The following is an 18,788-nucleotide window of genomic DNA, read 5'->3' as shown; positions in this document are numbered from 1 at the left end:
ACTGCGTATCATTACCTTCAATCTCAGCTTAAAGAACCCTAATGCAGACTACAGCTTATAGTGAGCTTTTCCCACTATTTAATACAGCTAGCCCAGAAACCTTAGAATGGTTTGAATCCATTGCGGTGGAGCATGAGTACCCGACCGACCGAGCTATCATCATGGAGGATGCTTGGGGTAATGCTGTTTACTTTATTGTCTCCGGCTGGGTTAAAGTGCGACACTTACGCGGTGAAAACGATGTCACACTGGCAATTTTGGGTCGGGGTGACTTTTTTGGTGAAATGGCCATTCTTGATGAATCTCCGCGCTCCACCGATATCGTTGCCATGTCGAACGTGCGACTACTGACCATTTCTGCGCAACGCTTTATTCAAACTCTCTTTAAAGATCCCCAGTTGCACCATCGCATGTTACAACTGATGGTGCGGCGGTTACGTCAGAGCAATGTTCGGTTGCAAAATCGCTATCAGCCTCCAGCGGTTAATTTAGTCAATACTCTAGTTGGTCTGGCAGACAATTACGGTGAAATCACTGAAAAAGGCACAGAAATATATAACATTTCCTATCAAGACTTAGCTGATATCACAGATATCAGTGTGGAGGATACTACCAAAATTATGGAAAAGCTGGAGAGTAAGGGCTGGATTAAGACTGACCCGGAGCAGCAGACTATGCGCTTGATGAATATCAAGCCGCTAACTCAGCTTGTCAGACGAAGTAGCTCATGAGGCAAGATTAGCTCTAGGTGCTACCTGCGCCATCAGGGAGGCGTGGGCCTTGGTTAGGAGATTTGGCTGAATTTACCAATATCGAGCTTGATAGATTACTTAATATAAGCTAATATTTCTTCATAAAGTTAAATAAAACTTAAATTAATTAACCTATCTACACCTGTATGGTAGAGACTTACTCTCGGAGCATGTAGATAGATTACGTCTAGCTTCTTCCCAAAAGCTAAAAACTTTCTGTAAGATAGCAGAATCAGTTTTTATTTGTGATAGATACACCATCTTAAGTTTTGTTAGCTCTCAATCAAGCTAATTTAGAAGATTTTTGGAGGACTATAATATGCGGATAGCTCAAGTTTCCCCCTTATGGGAGAGAGTTCCCCCACCAGGGTATGGTGGGATAGAACTAGTGGTTAGCCACCTCACTGATGAATTAGTTCGTCGCGGTCACGATGTCACTCTATTTGCCTCTGGAGATTCGATCACTAAGGCAAAACTAGACTCTGTGGCTCCTCAGGCTTTGCGCCTTGACCCTTTAATAGAGGTACCGCTAATTTACGAGCTACTGCAATTGACTCAAATTTGCGAGGTCGCTGATCAGTTTGACTTAATTCACCTTCACTTAGGACCAATAGCCTTTTTGGTTATGGAAAGGATTAAGACCCCTGTGGTTTTTACCATGCATGGTCGCTTTGGCCCTAATATTAGCAAGATTTATGAGCGATACCGCCACATACCCCATATTAGCATCAGTAATCATCAGCGGTCATCCGGACCGGATATGAATTACATTGCCACCGTTTACAATGGTGTTCAGATTGACGATTATCCGTTCAATCCTGAAGCAGCTGACCCCCCCTACTTGGCATTTTTGGGTCGTTTGTCACAAGAGAAAGGACCTCATCATGCGATCAGAATTGCCCGTGAAACTGGGTGGCGGTTGAAAATGGCAGGCAAGGTTGATACAGTTGACCGGAAGTTCTTCGAAGAAGAAGTTGCTCCTCAAATTGACGGTGAACAAATTCAATTCTTGGGTGAAGTGACTCATGAACAGAAGGTGGAATTAATATCCAAAGCCAGCTTGACCCTATTTCCGATTACCTGGCCTGAACCTTTTGGTTTGGTGATGATTGAGTCGATGTGTGTTGGGACTCCAGTGATTGCCACGAGATTTGGCTCTGTACCGGAGGTGGTGGCCGACAAGAAAACTGGGATAATCTGTGCCACTCCTGAGGATATGAACGCTGCCATTCCAGAGGCTCTTAAACTCTCTCGCGAAGAATGCCGTAAGTATGTCGAAGAGTTCTTCAGTGTTCCCAAGATGGTTGATGGCTATGAAGCGGCTTATCAGAAACTGCTAGAACAGCATAGCTGAGTGTGTGTATACAAGGACTTGCCAGTTGACACTCAGCACTCGCTACTCGGTACTTAGGACTGTAACAAAAAAAATATGGCTGGGTGAATTAGACTTCACCCAGCCAATTTAGTTCCAAATATTTAGTCTCAAATACCCTAACAAGGAATTAAACGATTCCCTGCCAATTGTTTGTGGAGGTTGCTCCAGTGTATGCCTTCGAGACTGGGTAACACCAGGTGGGCTGCTCCAACTCGTTCAACCGGACCAAGTCCCACAGCCCACATACCAGCAGCTAGAGCGGCTTCGACACCAGATCCGGCATCTTCTACTACTACACAATAAGCGGGTTCCAATCCCAACTGCTGTGCTGCGTGCAAGAAGAGATCTGGTGCTGGCTTAGAGCGGGTCACACTGTAGCCATCAGAAATGGAATCAATGCGATCGCTAATACCCAATCGTTCCATAACTTCCTTGGCATTTTTGCTACCGGAGCCAATGGCAACTTTGATACCAGCTTCCTTGAGTTCAATCAGTAACTCTAGAGCTCCAGGTAGTAAGTCAGCCTTAGAGATGTTCTTGATCAATTCCAGATAGTACTTATTTTTGCGATCCATCATCTCTTGGAGTTGCTCTTCTGTGGCTGAGCGACCGTTCAAAAGTTCCATCAGGGACTCTCGACGTGAAAGACCCCGCAGTGCTTCGTTGGCCTCGCGATTAAAGGGAATACCCTCTTCATCAGCTAGTTTTTGCCAAGCTTGGTAATGATATTCTGCGGTATCAGTGATTACGCCATCTAAGTCAAAAATCACACCCTGGATTTGAGCTGGAGAGCCGGGGGGTCGAGAACTTGAGGAGATGGTAGTCCCAGATTGTGCTGTTTGAGTACTGGTTTCTGGATTTAGATCAAACTCGTACTTCTGTCCACGCCATTGCAGCTTAAACTTCAGACGTGTCCAGCCTGGTAGAAAGTGGGGAGTAGCAACCGGTCCGTTGTCTGTGAACTTGATCCCAGCACATCCAAAGATTATAGCTTGCCATAGACCACCACCGGAAGCAGCATGAATTCCTTCATGAGCGTTACGCCGCACATTTTCTAGGTCTACCATCGCTGCCCGCATAAAGTGTACATAAGCTTCCTCGGTCTTTCCTAATTCACAGGCGAGGATGGCGTGAACCGCAGGACCGAGGGACGAACCATAGGTGTGATCGGTGCGAGGAGAATAGTAGTCCCAACTTCGTTGCAAAATTTCCCGATATTTGTCTGGGTTAGAGGTTACGCCGTACTGCTCCCGCATCAGGTATAGCAACATCAAGACATCTGGCTGCTTGAGTACTTGCTTTTTAGTTGCTCCCTCAATGCCAAGGATAGCCTGCATGGAACGGGTACGTGGCTCGTAATCTTCCAGGTTGATGTCTTCAATTTGGAAGAACCCCTCACACTGTTCGATTAAGTTCCTTTCATGGTCATAGGGTATCCACATCCGACGGATAATTTCAGACCACAGACTAACTCGGCTTGGAGTTAGCTCCAGTGTTTCTTCCAGTTCTTTAGCTTTCTGTGGATGTTCCCGGCGTAACCAGTCTAGGACAAACTGAGCAGTCTCTAGGTGCCATTGAACCATGCGGTTGGTGAAGGCATTGTTGTCTACCCCTTCGTGGTATTCGTCCGGACCAATCACATCCCGGAGTTCATAGCGCTCCCGTTTACCATTCCACTCAACCCGAGTTCCCCAGAATACCGCTGTATCTAGGATAATTTCAGCACCGTAACGTACCACCCAGTCATCATCACCGGTAGCTTGCCAATATTTCCAGATACCATAGACTACATCAGTAGTGATGTGGAGTTCGCGATCGCCACACCAAATTCGGATTGGGTCTCCATCCTTCTCAGCGGAGAGAACCCAGCGAGGGGTTACTTCGTCACCGGTGTCAGCACTTTCCCAGGCGTAAACGGCTCCCGGATAGCCCTGAAGCTTAGCTTTACGCCTTGCCCCAGGTAAAGTATGGTAACGGTAGGTCAGCAAATTCCTGGCAATCTGGGGCTGAGTTAATATCATCAGGGGCAGCATAAAAATTTCTGTGTCCCAGAAAACGTGACCCCGATAGCCAAAACCAGAAAGGGTTTTAGCGGGAATATTCACCCGGTCATCATGACGGGGAGCACAAATGAACAGTTGGAACAAATTGTAGCGTATAGCAATCTGAGCGTTGAGGTCCCCTTCAATGACAACATCGCTATCTTGCCAAATCTTATCCCAAGCTGCCTCATGTCGAGAGAATAGGGTGAGATAATCCGGTTGGTTGACCAGGTGTTCCTGGGCTACCTTTTCTGGGGTTTCGGTGTCCCGGGATGTGAACACACTAATTACTTTATCCAGGGTCACCAGCTGTCCTGAGCGCACTTGTAAGGTAGTGGCTAAGGTGGGGTGACCTTCACAGCCCTTGAGCTGTATTTGGGCATCATCAACACCACTTACACTGACTCTCGAAGCCATACCCAGTTCGATCGCAGTATGACGGGTGCGAACGTGTAACCAGATACTTCCTTCGGATGTCTGGTTAGTTCCAGTTGAAATCTGACCCTGTTTCAACCATTCCCAGTGGAGCACCCCTTGGTTATCTGGGTAACCATTGATGCTGGCTTGAATTTCGATTGCCCCATCGAAATCCACCGGAGTGATTTGACAGCGAAGGGCTAATACATGGTCATCAGCCATACTGGCAAAACGCTCGATATGGATATCGATAGTCTTACCACCAGGAGTACGCCAACGCACATCACGAGTTAGCTTGCCTCGATGCAGGTCAAGTTGACGTTCGTAGTGCAAGATCTCGCCTTGATCAAGACGAAAGCGTTCACCTTCTACAACTATCACTATAGGTAGCCAATCAGGACAATTAGCCAGTTCAGTATAGACAACTGGCACATCGTCGTAGACACCATTAATCAATGTCATTGGCCATGCAGCGTGATACCCTTCCTCAAAGCTACCTCGGGTACTGAGGTAACCATTGCCAATGGTAAAAACGGTTTCCTTGTAGTGCAATTGAGTCGGATCAAACTTGGTCTCAGTTACTGTCCAGTCGCTGTAGATGTGGTTAGAGCTAGATGGGGACGATACTTTGGCATCCATAGTTAGTCGTTAGTGTTGCTGTGGTGGGTGGTTCCTTGAGTGAGGTCAAACGCTTCCCTTCGCTTGTGGGGTATAGGGTGTAGGGTTTAGGGAGTAGGAGAGAGGGGTGATGGGGGTGTGAACAGAAGATGGCACAACGCCACCCTTGAAACTCGGATCACTAACACCAGATTTTACCCATACCCCATACCCAACAATCTAAACCCCTGCTGTCAAGGGAAGGCTACTAGCAATTAATTGAAATAGTTATTGGCTCAGGCAGATTGCCCATAATTAGTGAATTCACTAATAATTTGCGATTTCCGCATTAACTGACCCATGAACAAATCTTTGGTTAGCTGTTGGTAGCCAACATCGGAGGATGAGTTTAGGTCAGTTAACGATATGAAGCTTAATAACTAGTAATTTCTATAACTAGTAATTTCTAGAATCAGCCTCCATCGTTCCATGAGTTTTCTACAACTCCGATTAGGAGTAACGTTTGTCGGACTTCGTTCCACTCCCGCGAACGGCAATGTTGTAAAGGCTTGTGGGGCTAGCAGCACATTTTTCCCTCACATTAACTACTAGGGAAAGGGCTACGAGCTGGCGGTCATTCGTAGGTCTCGTAACCATTACAACCAGCGGACTAATGTCCATCGCGGTGCATCTTAGCTAGGAAATTCCCGATTAACCGGAAACTACCAGGGAATTAACTAAGAGTGAGTTCTTATTAGCTTAAAATCAGTATAATTTGAATGGTTTTAAGCATTACTTTAGAAACAGTCAGCTCAACCATTCAGTTGTGATGCTTTCTGCTCCCCCTCCTCACTTTTTTATAGCCCATAATCTCTGATTAACGCGAGCTATGCTCGGCTAGTAACTTTGCCGCTCTGGGTTTGTAAATCAGATAGAACAAAGCTTCTAGGTAGCGCAGCAAAGCTTCTCGGCTTTCTTTAGAGGTTTCGCTCCAGAATCCGTAAATTTTTGCGAGTGAGAGCAGCTGCTTGGTATGCAACTGCCAATTGTATTTATCCCGAACTCGCTTAATACCTGCGTGAGAAATTTTCTGCCAGTAGTCAGGGGTGTGTTCGCACTTTGAAATAAATTGCTGAATTTTTTCGGCAGTCCCTTGCAAGTCTGTGGGGTTAATGAGAAACCCATTATCGCCGTTTTGAATAATCTCTGATGGTCCACCAAATTGAGTAGCAAATGTTGGTAAACCGGAGACCATGGCTTCTAAAACCGTGAGACCAAAGGCTTCAAAGCGAGCAGGATGGACTAAAATTCCCCCCAAATCAGCAATCACTCGGTAGGATTCGCCGATATCGGGGGTGGTCAGACGTAGTCCGATCCATCGAATTTTGCCGTGAAGATGGTATTGCTCAATTAGCTGGTTGAGCTTCTCGATTTCCCCTTTCTCTTCTGGATCAGTGGCGTCCTCAACCCTGACATGGCTAGTGATTAAAATTAGGTTGCACTGTTCCTGAAGTTCTTTTGAACTGGCAAAGCATTCCACTAAGCCACTCAGATTCTTGATTGAGTTTAGGGGCGCAATGCTGAGAATCGGGCGCTGGTTAGGACTGTTGAGATAGCCGATAATTTCGGGGTCTTCCTTGGTCAACAGCAAGTCTTTAACCCGTTCACTGTCGTCGGCAATCCGGTCTGATGTCTGAGTGTAGGGAAAGAAAATGTTTTCGTTGACCCCTGGTGGTACCACATTAAATTTGGGGCTGAATAACTCAATCCCATTCACCACATGATAAAGTTCAGGCATACTGAAAGACTTGTAAGACTCGTAGTAGCCTACACTGTTTGGTGTTCCCACAAGCTCCTCATAGGTACTGGTCAGAATGAAATCTGCTGAATTCATCGCAATTAAATCAGCGGTGAATTGTATGGAGAAGTTATATTGGGACTCAAAGTCTTTCCAGTAGAGGTCACTAAACAGATATTTAGGCTTTTCCATGGTGTGAGCAATACTGCCATGGATAGCGTTTAGGCGTCGAGCTAGCAGAAACGCAACTAAACTCCCATCGGAATAGTTTCCGATAATTAAGTCTGGACGACCCTGGAATTCTTCTAGCAGGGCTTTTTCTGAATCTAAGGCAAAGGATTCGAGATAGGGCCAGATCTCAAATTTGGAAATCCAGTTGTCGGTGACGTTTGGGTTAAATTCCTCGAAAGGAACCCGCAAAATCCAACCGTTGCTGGTGCCTTGGATTTTTTCTAGGCGTAGATTGCACTGGGTACCTTCACAGTTGGGAATTAGGCGAGTCAGAACGATCACCTTTGGTTCGACACCCAGAACGTCAAGACCTGAGAGTTTAATATTGTTTTGGATTGTTTGTTCCAGGCTACTGGCTTGGTCGATGACGTATGCCACTTGACCAGCGGTTTCGGGAAGACCCAAGACTCCTTCTTGGCCAACCCAGCCATGAACGGAAACCAGAACAACCCGAAATATCAGGGGAATACGAGAAATAAAGGCTTCGAGTACTGCATGATCAGGAGCGTCCATTAACCGCTCGAGGAGTTCTAGGGTTTCGCGCACCCGACCAGCAGTGTTACCCCAACCTGCTTCAAAACCGAGAACTTGAAGCTCGAAGCGAAACTTTTCATAGGGGGTGTGAGCTGGTAGCTCTCCCACTAATGTTAGTGCTTGCTTAACCTTTTCAAAGAGTTGGGTAGTTGAGTCAATCCGGTTATTGAGCAGTAATGGTGTGTGGTCGTAGTGGTGCGCTTGTAAGTTTTTCAACAGCTCCTCTAGCCACTGCTCAGAGTCAGCAAATAATTGGCTAGATAGGTAACGGTTAAGAAACTCCAGCCCATTGCCAATCTTTCTCGGGTCACGAATTGTAGGAGTATTTTTGTAAAACGGACCAACATCAATTTCTAGCAGACCCCCTTTTTCTGGGAAGTAGCGCTTAACCCAGCGATCGCGTAAGCTTAGTAACTCCTCCACTGGCATTGGTTCAAAACTGGTCAAATCCGCTGCCAGCCGATAGATTTCTTGAGAAGCAACCCTTGTCCGCAGGAGAAGCCAAAGGTTTTTCTCTTCCAGAATAATTTCGTGGGTATAGTTCAGTAGTTCGGCGATAGAGGAAGTTCTTTTAAAGTAAGCAGGCTTGTCATGAGTAGTGCAGTAATTATCAAACGCTTGCAGAATCTGATTCCTTAGAAAGTACTGCTCTTGTTCAGATCGCAGTTGGCTGATAAACTGACGCAAATCAGCTTTCTCGTTACTTTGGAGAACAGCTCGTAACAAACTAGACATAGTAACTTAGCGTGTCTTGTCCATGGTGGGTCTGTAACCTACTCCCGCTCTAGCCCTTGGCTAGCAGGGAGTAGGATTGTCGTCGGAGATTGGCTCACTCCTTGGGATCTTCTGGCAGTGGGGCAATCGCTTACCCCACTATCGTGATTTGAATTAGGGCGGGGTGTGCCAAGCTTTAAGTAAGCAACCGCCATATTTACATGATTCCCCTAGATCGACAAGGCAGTTGGAAAATACATGGAAACAATTAAGCTTTTAATTATGATTAAAATAATTTTGCTAGGTGTGCTTGACCCATGAAGAATTAAATTCGCCACAGGTTGCACCTGCCGATACCCCACCTACACTTAAACACCCTGAACAATAGGTTTCAACTCCCACGCACTAATGGTCAAGACAGCTTGCCGATCATCGGCACTCAGCAAGTATAAAGGAAGTGCGTGGGAGATCAGCGCTCAGTGGTAAGGGTCAATTCTATGAAAGCCTTACCTTTGTCAAATCGGACAAATTTATAGCGCTATGCTTTGTCTTTTCCCTTTGCCATTAACTGGATGAGCTTTCGATCACAACCGTGAGGTTACCGGAATTTTTGACCACTTTACAGGTGGTGGTTGTCTCAGCTCGTTCCAATTGCAAGTCTAGCACCGTTGAGCCAATCCGCAAGTTACGGACTAAGAGTTGATTGATAAAATTTGGTAAAGTTGGCTTGAAAATATGTAAATTGTTTCCTGAAGCATCCGGTCGCAAATTCACCATCATTTGCAGCAGTTGGAAAATACTGCCAGTTGCCCAGGCTTGGAGAGGACAGGCTCCTGGATACTTGACCGGAGAGCTGTTGGGAGTGCGCTGGTAACCAGAGAATAGTTCTGGAGGACGATAGTAGGGTTGCTCAACTGTCATGTCAATCATGCCTTTGGCAATTTCTAAGGCTTGATCGACTTGATTTAGCGATCGCAATCCTAACGCAATCAAGGAATTTTCGTGGGGCCAGACTGATCCGACATGATAGCTGATCGGGTTGTAAGCAGCGGATTGATTACTGAGGGTACGAATCCCCCAACCATTGAACATATCTGGTGCTAACAGCCGCTTTGCTACACTAGCTGCTTTTTCTGGAGTAAAAATACCCAATGACAAGCAATGACCAGGATTGGAGGTTATGCTATCTACGAGTTTTCCTTCTCCATCTAGTGCTAAGGCACAGAAGTCTAGGTCGTCTAGCCAAAAATCCTGATTGAAGCGTTGCTTGAGCTCCTTGGCTTGGTTTTCCCAACGCTCGGCTAAATCAATTCGCTGCTTGATCCTGGCCAGATGGCTTAGCCTAACTTTAGCACCATAGACATAAGCTTGGACTTCGCATAATGCGATCGCTCCCGTTGCTAGGGTACCATCACGAGTGACCATGGAATCACCGGAATCCTTCCACCCTTGATTACGCAAACCCTTTTTGGACTGGCGCTGATAACAGAGATAGCCGTTTTGCTGAGATTGACTATCAATCCAATCCATGGCAGCCAAAGCATTGGGCCAGAGCAAGTCTCGGGTAGTTGTGTCATTGGTCCAAGCATAGTACTCGGCATAGAGCATCAGCCAGAGTGGGGTAGCATCAACTGTACCGTAGTAGGGAGTGTGAGGAATTTCCCGACAGCGAGCCAATTCCCCAACCCGTAGTTCATGCAAAATCTTACCCGGTTGCTCATCCCGCCATGGGTTATCCTCTTGGCCTTGGTAGTGGGCTAAAATTTCCAGAGTACCTTTAGCAATGGTAGGGTCAAGAATTAAGGTTTGTGAGGCAGCAATTAAGGAATCTCGTCCAAACAAGGTGGAAAACCGAGGTACTCCTGCGGAAAGAACTGTGCAGCCATTAATAGTCTGCCTTAGTAAAAAGATGTCTCGTATTGCCCGAGAAATCACTTGGTTAACGGTTTCATTATCTGAGCTAATGTGAGTTACCTGTTTATACCATTCCTGCTTTTGGAGTAAGTTAGCGGTCTTAGCTTGTTCAAGGGTGGCTGGAATTTTAGCTGTAGTGATTCGCGCTTTGTGGGTGACCAGTTCCAGTCGATAGCCTAAAGTTTCAGTAGCCCCAGGCTTGAGGCACAATTCCCAAACCGCTGTGTCTCCTTTGTAGGTGTCTGGGAGACGGTGCATAAAGTGGATCTGAGATTCAATCAGGGAGTTATCGAGTCCCTGGTAAGCTAGGTTAATGGTATTGGTGTTGAACTCAGTTAGGGTTAGCAGGGTATCTAAATCGATATCAGGCGGTAATGAACGCAGCAGAGTTCCCCGTTGCTGTCGCTGATGACCCCGAACTTCAAACCAGTCTTTAAAATCGGCATCGAAACTGAGGCTGACGGTGAAGCTAAGGGGTTGAGTGTCGTAATTGGTGATTACAATTTCTTCCCATAAGCCACCATGGAGGGCTAGCTGCCGCTGAATGCCTAGGGTTTTTGGGGGAAGATTAGGTGAGCGGGGATTACAACACATGACCGATAGGGCAAATCCTTCTTCAGCAGTGCTACTCAGGGGAATGGGGAGTTGCCCTTCTATTTGTAACTCTAAGCGAGAGAGAAAGCGGGTATCTTGACAAAATAACCCTGTTGTGCTATTACCTTCGTTTTCTAAGTTACCGGAAATGTTCCCTAGGGTATCTGTGATTAAAAACAGGTCATCTACTTTGAGAGGAAGGGTTGGTAGAAGTCTTGAAGTGGTGGGCCATTCGGTCATCGACAACTGCTCGCTAGGAAGATATCGTCTACCATCTCGTTCGATAATCTGTAAATCCATAAAATCAGCGCTGGGGCTTTGGGTTTAACTAGTGGTGGGCGCTTGGGGGATGTCATCAGTCTCTCTCTACCGCTGTGGTAAGGGTCGGGAGACATGGACATGACCCAAGTTAATTATCAATTTTTTTTGACAGGTCGAGTCCTCAGAGGATTGCTACCCTAAGAGCTAAATGGTAATCCCTAACGTTGAGTAATGACTGAAGCAAGAACTATTTTTCGGAGCAGCGCAGCCACTAGTACCTTAGCTATTCACTACCATGTCGCTATGCCTCAGCCTCAATCCCACCTGTTTGAGGTAACGCTGCAAGTGGAAGGCTGGGAAGCCCCTTTGTTAGATTTAAAGATGCCAGTTTGGACTCCAGGCTCTTACTTAGTGCGGGAGTATGCTCGACATTTACAAGATTTCTCTGCGGATACGGGTAATCCTAGCCAGTCTTTACCGTGGCGGAAACTGGCCAAGAATCATTGGCTAGTGGAAACTGGTGATGGGTCGGCTATCACTGTGCGTTATCGTATCTTTGCTAATGAATTAACGGTACGGACTAATCACTTAGATGCTAGCCACGGTTATTTTAATGGTGCTGCTCTGTTCTTGTTCATCCCAGGATTTGAACAATACCCTTGCCAGGTTACTATCGCGCCACCTAATCCCGATTGGCGGGTGACCACACCCTTACCGCGAGTGTCAGGAAAATATAATACCTTCAACGCAACGGATTTTGATACCTTAGTCGATAGTCCGTTTGAAATTGGTGACCATAAGCTCTATGAGTTTGAGGTTTTGGGAAAACCCCATAAATTGGCAATTTGGGGAGAGGGGAATGCTGACCCAAAGCGGATTATTGAGGATACTACAAAGATTATCAAGGTAGAAGCTGAGCTGTTTGGGGGTTTACCTTATGATCACTATTTGTTCTTGCTGTATCTAACTGGTAGTGGCTTTGGGGGACTGGAACATAAGGATAGTTGTTCGTTAATTTACTCACGCTTTGGTTTTCGGGCAAAGGATAAGTACAATCGCTTCCTGCAACTGGTGGCTCATGAGTTCTTTCACTTGTGGAATGTTAAGCGGATTCGACCATTAGCCCTAGAAACCTTTGACTATGAACAGGAAAATTATACGACATCGTTGTGGTTTTGTGAAGGAACAACCAGTTACTATGACTTATTAATTCCCCAACGGGCTGGTATCTATGATGCTAAGACGTTGTTAGAAAATTTGAGTAAAGAAATTACTCGGTTTTTAACTACACCAGGACGTAAGGTGCAGCCCCTGAGTGAGTCTAGTTTTGATGCCTGGATTAAGCTTTATCGACGGGATGCGAATAGTGATAATAACCAAATTTCCTATTATTTGAAAGGGGAAATGGTGTCGTTATTGCTGGATTTGTTAATCCGGGAGCGCCATGGAAACCAGCGATCCTTTGATGATGTGATCAGGAAGATGTGGGAGCAGTTTGGTAAACAGGAAATTGGCTTTACTCCCCAACAACTAAAAGAGGTAATAGAATCGGTAGCAGAGCTAGATTTAAGTAATTTCTTCTCGAAGACTATTGAGGGTACTGGGGAATTGCCCTTCAATCAGTATCTCAAACCCTTTGGCTTACAAGTGGTGGCTGTGGATGAAGAATCTGTGCCTTACTTGGGGGTGAAGGTGAAGACCGAGAATGGTCAGGACTGGATCCAGTTTGTGGAGATGGATTCTCCTGCGGCAGTGGCAGGAGTGGATGCTGGTGATCAGTTACTGGCTATTGATGGGTTGCGAGTCAATGGGGAGCAATTATGCGATCGCTTAAAAGATTACGAAGCTGGTGATGTTATCGAGCTTAGTGTATTCCATCAGGATCAATTGGTCACTCTACCGATTACATTAGGGAAATCTCAACCGAGTCGTTACCAAGTTATGCCAGTCAAGAATCCTACCAATGTGCAGCAGGATAATTTTTCTGGGTGGTTAGGGGCATCTTTAGCCAAGATGAGTTGAGGGTAATCGGTAATTGGTAACTGACCCAACTATTACTTGATTCCATTTTTTTGGGAAGCCAGAGGAGGCTTTGAGTGTATAGCAGTTCTCAACTTAGCCCCCTTTGGTTATGGGTCAAAACAGAAAAACGATCCACTCAACCTATGGGCTGTCGCTAATAAACTTCATCATGAGTGCCAATTGATTCTAAAAGAATTGCTTGTATTTTTTCATGTTCAACAAATTTAAAAATAATTCTTAAGTCATATCCAACACTACAAGCCCAAGAATCTTGAAGATTGCCTTTTAATTTATGGGTTCGTAATCGAGTATCAAATGGTTCTATACATAATAATTTTAGCGTTTTTTGAAGGTTTTGAGCGGTTTGGGGTTGTTTTTTTACAAGTTTTTTCGCCTCCCGAACAAAGGCACTGGAACTTAGTAATACAAACGTCACGAGAGAATTTCCTCCATCAGCTGTTCAGGAGTAACGGGTTGACATTTTCCTTCGGCAAACTCTTGTTGAGCTTCTTTAACATCTCTAACTCTCTCGGATCTTCGGCGATCGCGAAGACGATTTATTAAAATACTAATTAGATTTTCTTGATCCTCTAAGGGAAGTTCATCCGCTGCTTCTAATATTTCTGAAAAGGTAGTTTTTGTCATGATGATTTTTATTTTAGGTAAACTTATTTTTCTTCATTATAGCAATTCTCTATCCCATGAGGGACAAAGGTATCCCCCGTTGGTCCCCCTTACAAAGGGGGACTTTGAGGTTGATAAGCGTACCTGGTAAATGCAATAAACGCTATATATATTTTATCCACCACGATTGACAGTTATAATTTAATCATTAATCATAATAGCAGCTTACCACTACCAGCATGATTTTATCCTGATAAGGAGTGCGATTGTAATGCTTCAAGCTTTACCAACATTTATAACTGTTGATCAGTTTATAATCCAGTATGGTGACAAAGAAGGCTATGAACTAATCGATGGGGAACTAATTGACATGGAACCTACGGGACCACATGAGGAAGTAGCAGGGTTTGTGGGACGGAAGTTAAATGTGGAGATTGACCGAGGATACCCAGATTATGTTATTCCCTACCGATGTCTGATCAAACTTTTAGCTACCCAAACAGCGTTTCGTCCTGATGTGATTGTATTAGATAGAACTCGGCTAGTAAATGAACCCTTATGGCAAAAAGAGCCTGTGATTACGTTGGGAACCTCAATCAAGCTTGTTGTTGAAGTTGTTAGCACCAATTGGCAGAACGATTATGCTCGTAAAGTTGAAGATTATGCCATACTAGGTGTTCCTGAATACTGGATTGTCGATTATCTGGGCATTGGTGGTAGAGATTATATTGGTAAACCTAAACAACCAACAATTACAATTTGCACTTTGGTAGATGATGAGTATCAAAAACAATTATTCCGAAATGATGATGGTCTTGTTTCCAAAGTCTTTCCGGATCTTAGTTTAACTGCTAACCATATTTTTGGATCTAGTCAAAAATGAAAGCAAATTGGAGATAGTAAATGCACCACTTTTGCCTCTTGCCTCTTGCCTCTTGCCTCTTGTCTCTTGCCTAAGATAGGCTGTTCACAAATCAAAGGAAAATCCTCTATGTTTGAAATTGAGTATCTGACCGATAAAAATGGTGAACCAAAAGCTGTTGTTATCCCAATTGAATTGTGGCGACAGTTATTCCCAGAAGGAAACATTTCTTTAGATGAGTTATCAGAAAGATTAGAAGATTATTGTCTTAACCAAGCGATGGATGAGGCTAAGTTAACTCCTTTGTTAGACCGTGAAGCCGCACTAAAATACTTGGAGGAATCATAGGGAAGGTTTATTTTAAGCTGACCGCTGACTGCTGACTGCACCTCAAGTAGCACCTCAAGTAGCGCATATGCTTACCTGCTATTCAGCTCTGGCTTCAACCAACAAGCCACTTCATGGTCAACACTTACTAATTCCAAGGTGGGATCGTTCTGCCAACATTTATCAATCACGAAAGGACAACGAGCAGCAAAGGGACAACCTTGGGGATAATTGGTTAAATCTGGTGGTAACCCTTCAATGGTCTGCAAACGCTCTTGGCGCTGTTCATCCAGACGGGGAATACTGTTGAGTAAACCAATAGTATAGGGATGGCGAGGATTTTTATAGATTTCCATCACTGATGCTTGTTCTACTACTTGACCGGCATACATCACTAAAATCCGATCCGCTAATCCGGCCAATAGCGCCAAATCATGGGTAATCCAAATCACGGCCATGCCAATTTCTTGGCGCAGTTTCTTGACTAATTCTACAATTTGAGCTTGAATAGTCACATCCAAAGCAGTGGTAGGTTCATCCGCAATCAGCAACTGGGGATTACAGGCTAATCCCATGGCAATCATGACTCGCTGGCGCATCCCTCCAGAAAATTGGTGGGGATAGTTACTAATCCGTTCCGCTGCACCAGGAATTCCGACTAATTCTAAGAGTTCAATCGCCCTAGATCGTCCTTGCTTTTGGGTCATCCCTTGGTGTAACCGTAGGGCTTCTGTAATTTGCCTTTCTACCTTTAGTACTGGGTTAAGGGAAGTCATGGGGTCTTGAAAAATCATCGCGATACGGTTACCCCGGATTTTCCGCATTTCCCCCTCACTAAGCTTTTGGAGGTCACGCCCTTCAAAAATGACTTCACCATTGGTAATCTTTCCAGGAGGTGAGGGGATTAGTCCCATAATCGACAGGGCGGTGATACTTTTACCAGAACCGGATTCACCAACAATCCCTAGGGTTTCCCCTTGATTGACCTGGAAGGAAATACCGTTGACAGCATGGACAGTACCAGCTGGGGTGAAAAAGCGTGTTTCTAGATTACGAAGGTCTAGGATTGGTGACAAGGGAAGAATTGAGAATTTAAGTATAGTTTATAGGATATAGCAAAGGGAGTAGGGAGTAGGGAGCAGGGAGCAGGGAACAGGGAGCAGGGAGTAGGGAGTAGGGAGTAGGGCGTGTTTTCTTGCCTCGGAGATCCCCCATTATCCCCCTTAAAAAAGGGGGACTTTGAGTATGGCTCCCCCCTTTTTTAAGGGGGGCTGGGGGGGATCATAATCTGGCGGAAAACTTTGAAAACACGCCCTAGGGAAGAAAGAAGAGGAAAGTTGGACGTGGGAAAAAATTCTGTTTAGCTCATTACTATGAGGATTGCTATAGTCGATTCCCGATTCCCGACTCCCGATTCCCGATTCCCGATTCCCGATTCCCGACTCCCGATTCCCGATTCCCGACTCCCTCGTTCTATAAAAAACATTCATCACATCTATTTTTAATAGTTGCTGCCCAACCAATAGGGGATTCTTCGGCATAAAATATAGCAGCGGGCAAGTGACCTTTAGGAGCGTCTAAACTAAAGGTTAAGTGAGAATAAGAATGCCAAGAATCGGCATCACCTTTGCGCCATCCTACTAGATCGGCGAATTGATTATAATCTTGACTAACTTGCTGCCACAGTTGAGACTGTACTCTAAATCCAAAATGACCTTGACTATAGTGCTCCCAAAGCTGATTAAGTGTTAGCAAATCGTCGCAGGGAAACTGTAGTAGGTCTGATTCTCTGAGATAATTCAACCCTTGAAGCCATTCTTGCTCTTTTTTACTAACGTTCTGCTGTTGTCTAATGGTTTTAGCTATGGATAATACAATTTTATTGGTTTCCAGATCAGCAGCTTTCCACTGCACTTCTATCAATAAGGTCTTAAGGTTTGTGTAGTCTATTTTTAGATTAGTCATAAGTTTAAGGAGTAGGGAGTAGGGAGTAGGGAGTAGGGAGTAGGGAGTAGGGAGTGGGGAGTAGGGAATCGGGAATCGGGAGTCGGGAGTCGGGAGTCGGGAATAGTAGGAAAGAAAACCTAGGATTTTTTGATGTTATGATAACTCAGAATTGGGTTTCATGATCTAATTTAAAACTGGATCTAGTAATAAAATTACCAAATTACCCACACTTTCCACCCTCCGCACACTTCCCATTGAATTTTAAATATTTTGATTTTTTTTAAAGTTTAATTTTATTTTTGATAAAAAAAAAGCGAATAAATCAAATAGCAACGCATAACTTGATATATCGTTTTGTTAGATGCAAATATATTAATATTTAGCAATATTAATAATTATTAATTACACAAATTTGCCCCCGATTCCCGATTCCCGATTCCCGATTCCCGATTCCCGATTCCCGATTACCAATTACCAATTCCCGATTCCCGATTCCCGATTCCCGATTCCCGATTCCCGATTCCCGATTCCCGATTACCAATTACCAATTACCGATTCCCTTTACTAAACATTTACATAATTCAGAGTTTAATGAATTTTCTTTAAATGTTCTAAAGCTTGCTGGATTTATATATAAAATACCCCTGGCAATAAAAATCAGCCATCACCTTGAAATAGATAACTACAGTTGTAAGCTATCAGCTAATGCTTACTTGAAAACTTTACTGAGAGAAAATAATCATGACTAGTAAACTAGCGATCGCATTAATCGCAATTAGCGTTTTCGATCTTTCGGCAAAAGGGGTTAGTGCTGCGTCGATTACCCCCATCAACCTTGACGACCTGACTCTGGGAGCAACCATCACAGGACCAGTGGGTCCGACAGTCGATGCATCCCTGATCAATGGTGACGGAAACAGCCTGGGGGACTTGACCAGTAGCGTTTCTTGTCCTGTTGGTTTTCTAACTTGTGTGCCGCCCCAAAATCCAGCGGGAACCATCTACACTTATATACACAAAGTTACCCCTGGTGTAGACTTTCCTAACGATCCCCCCTTCCCTCAACCGGATGGTTTACTTCGGTTTGATGATGTCAATCAGTTCGGGTTGGAGTTCAAAGCTGAAGGCTTTACAGGAGTTGCGGGCTATAGCTTTGGGGAAGCAAAGCAGGCACTCGGTTCGAGTGGGGAGTTTTCCATAAAGCTTGATCAAGATGGCAGTCTAGTTTGGAGTGTTGTCGGTGGATCAGATTGGAGTACTAATTCCGACACTCCAGAAACCATCTCCTTCTTTTGGCAAACCACACAACCCCCCATTGGTCCATTTGGGAGGTTCACGGCTAAGAATGATACCCAATCCGGGACAGGTAATGGTCCACTGCCTCTGGCAGTGCCAGTGCCTGAACCGATGTCGTCTCAGGGTCTACTGGCTCTGGGCTTTCTGGGCTTAGGATTAGTGGTTAAGAGAAGGATCGGTTCTAGTCTGTTTTAAGGAAATTAGTAGGGAATAGGGAGTCTTGATGCAGTAGCTAAATCAAGACTGCATCAAGACATTAGACTTCGTGGCAGTTGTCGGGAACAGGGAACAGGGAACAGGGAACAGTGGACAAGAATTGACGCAAACACTATCAGAAAAATACTTTTGCAAGAGGTCTATTGTATAGCACTCGAAGCAAAGCTTAGGACATATTTCTTTTGCCTGCTCCGAAGCTCCGAAGTCCCTTTAAATCAAAATACTATGTCCTAAACGATACTTCCGTTGCAGGGTAAACGCCTCT

Annotated in this window: 16 protein-coding genes; 8 read left to right on the top strand and 8 right to left on the bottom strand. The window is 44.9% G+C overall.

What is annotated here, in order from left to right; all coding sequences use genetic code 11:
• Window positions 1-41 precede the first annotated feature (41 nt).
• Both F6J94_RS13590 and F6J94_RS13585 read left to right on the top strand, forming a co-directional pair.
• On the top strand, window positions 42-731 hold the full coding sequence (locus F6J94_RS13590) for a Crp/Fnr family transcriptional regulator (protein ID WP_293026250.1): 690 nt from the start codon (window positions 42-44) through the stop codon (window positions 729-731).
• Between the two features lie 340 nt (window positions 732-1,071).
• Window positions 1,072-2,106 carry a glycosyltransferase family 4 protein gene (locus F6J94_RS13585; protein ID WP_293040853.1) on the top strand — a complete coding sequence of 345 codons (1,035 nt, stop codon included), beginning with the start codon at window positions 1,072-1,074 and terminating at the stop codon, window positions 2,104-2,106.
• Between the two features lie 137 nt (window positions 2,107-2,243).
• Here F6J94_RS13585 and pgmB read toward each other — a convergent pair whose 3' ends face one another.
• The 3 genes from pgmB to F6J94_RS13570 form a co-directional block, all read right to left on the bottom strand.
• Window positions 2,244-5,225, bottom strand: coding sequence for a beta-phosphoglucomutase (gene pgmB, locus F6J94_RS13580; RefSeq protein WP_293040850.1), 2,982 nt, complete (start codon window positions 5,223-5,225; stop codon window positions 2,244-2,246).
• A gap of 835 nt (window positions 5,226-6,060) precedes the next feature.
• The gene (locus F6J94_RS13575) at window positions 6,061-8,481 is read right to left on the bottom strand and encodes a sucrose synthase (protein ID WP_293026255.1); all 2,421 of its coding nucleotides are present in this window, start codon (window positions 8,479-8,481) and stop codon (window positions 6,061-6,063) included.
• A gap of 543 nt (window positions 8,482-9,024) precedes the next feature.
• Complete coding sequence (locus F6J94_RS13570; RefSeq protein WP_293040847.1) at window positions 9,025-11,268, bottom strand: amylo-alpha-1,6-glucosidase; 2,244 nt, start codon at window positions 11,266-11,268, stop codon at window positions 9,025-9,027.
• 192 nt (window positions 11,269-11,460) lie between these two features.
• Between F6J94_RS13570 and F6J94_RS13565 the strand changes: the two genes are divergently transcribed.
• Window positions 11,461-13,251 (top strand): M61 family metallopeptidase, encoded by a 1,791-nt coding sequence (locus F6J94_RS13565; RefSeq protein WP_293040844.1) that lies wholly within the window; start codon window positions 11,461-11,463, stop codon window positions 13,249-13,251.
• Between the two features lie 154 nt (window positions 13,252-13,405).
• Here the strand turns inward: F6J94_RS13565 and F6J94_RS13560 are convergent, their stop codons facing one another.
• The gene (locus F6J94_RS13560) at window positions 13,406-13,687 is read right to left on the bottom strand and encodes a type II toxin-antitoxin system mRNA interferase toxin, RelE/StbE family (RefSeq protein ID WP_293040841.1); all 282 of its coding nucleotides are present in this window, start codon (window positions 13,685-13,687) and stop codon (window positions 13,406-13,408) included.
• Window positions 13,684-13,896 (bottom strand): hypothetical protein, encoded by a 213-nt coding sequence (locus F6J94_RS13555; RefSeq protein ID WP_293040839.1) that lies wholly within the window; start codon window positions 13,894-13,896, stop codon window positions 13,684-13,686. The genes F6J94_RS13560 and F6J94_RS13555 overlap by 4 nt, the downstream gene beginning before the upstream one ends.
• A gap of 250 nt (window positions 13,897-14,146) precedes the next feature.
• On the opposite strand from F6J94_RS13555, the gene F6J94_RS13550 reads away from it, so the two are divergent.
• Entirely contained in the window at window positions 14,147-14,758 is a 612-nt protein-coding gene (locus F6J94_RS13550; protein WP_293040837.1) for a Uma2 family endonuclease, read from the top strand.
• 108 nt (window positions 14,759-14,866) lie between these two features.
• A complete protein-coding gene (locus tag F6J94_RS13545) occupies window positions 14,867-15,085 on the top strand; it encodes a hypothetical protein (protein WP_293040835.1) in 219 nt (72 codons plus the stop codon).
• A gap of 71 nt (window positions 15,086-15,156) precedes the next feature.
• Here the strand turns inward: F6J94_RS13545 and F6J94_RS13540 are convergent, their stop codons facing one another.
• Window positions 15,157-16,140, bottom strand: coding sequence for an ABC transporter ATP-binding protein (locus F6J94_RS13540; protein ID WP_293040833.1), 984 nt, complete (start codon window positions 16,138-16,140; stop codon window positions 15,157-15,159).
• 16 nt (window positions 16,141-16,156) lie between these two features.
• Window positions 16,157-16,279, bottom strand: coding sequence for a hypothetical protein (locus F6J94_RS13535; protein WP_293040831.1), 123 nt, complete (start codon window positions 16,277-16,279; stop codon window positions 16,157-16,159).
• Between the two features lie 158 nt (window positions 16,280-16,437).
• Between F6J94_RS13535 and F6J94_RS13530 the strand changes: the two genes are divergently transcribed.
• Window positions 16,438-16,569 (top strand): hypothetical protein, encoded by a 132-nt coding sequence (locus F6J94_RS13530; protein ID WP_293040829.1) that lies wholly within the window; start codon window positions 16,438-16,440, stop codon window positions 16,567-16,569.
• Here F6J94_RS13530 and F6J94_RS13525 read toward each other — a convergent pair.
• The gene (locus F6J94_RS13525; protein ID WP_293040827.1) at window positions 16,538-17,029 is read right to left on the bottom strand and encodes a GUN4 domain-containing protein; all 492 of its coding nucleotides are present in this window, start codon (window positions 17,027-17,029) and stop codon (window positions 16,538-16,540) included. The genes F6J94_RS13530 and F6J94_RS13525 overlap by 32 nt on opposite strands.
• A 394-nt stretch (window positions 17,030-17,423) precedes the next feature.
• Here F6J94_RS13525 and F6J94_RS13520 point away from each other — a divergent pair, with 394 nt between their 5' ends.
• A complete protein-coding gene (locus tag F6J94_RS13520) occupies window positions 17,424-17,579 on the top strand; it encodes a hypothetical protein (RefSeq protein WP_293040825.1) in 156 nt (51 codons plus the stop codon).
• Between the two features lie 173 nt (window positions 17,580-17,752).
• Window positions 17,753-18,502, top strand: a complete 750-nt coding sequence (locus F6J94_RS13515) for an exosortase, PEP-CTERM interaction domain protein (protein WP_293040823.1) — start codon at window positions 17,753-17,755, stop codon at window positions 18,500-18,502.
• The last annotated feature ends 286 nt before the right edge of the window (window positions 18,503-18,788 follow it).

Origin of the sequence: Moorena sp. SIO1F2 (assembly GCF_010672755.1) — a bacterium.
In the GTDB taxonomy this organism is placed as follows: domain Bacteria; phylum Cyanobacteriota; class Cyanobacteriia; order Cyanobacteriales; family Coleofasciculaceae; genus Moorena.
Note: the sequence above shows the minus strand (reverse complement) of the source record. Positions and strands in the feature narration are given on the sequence as shown.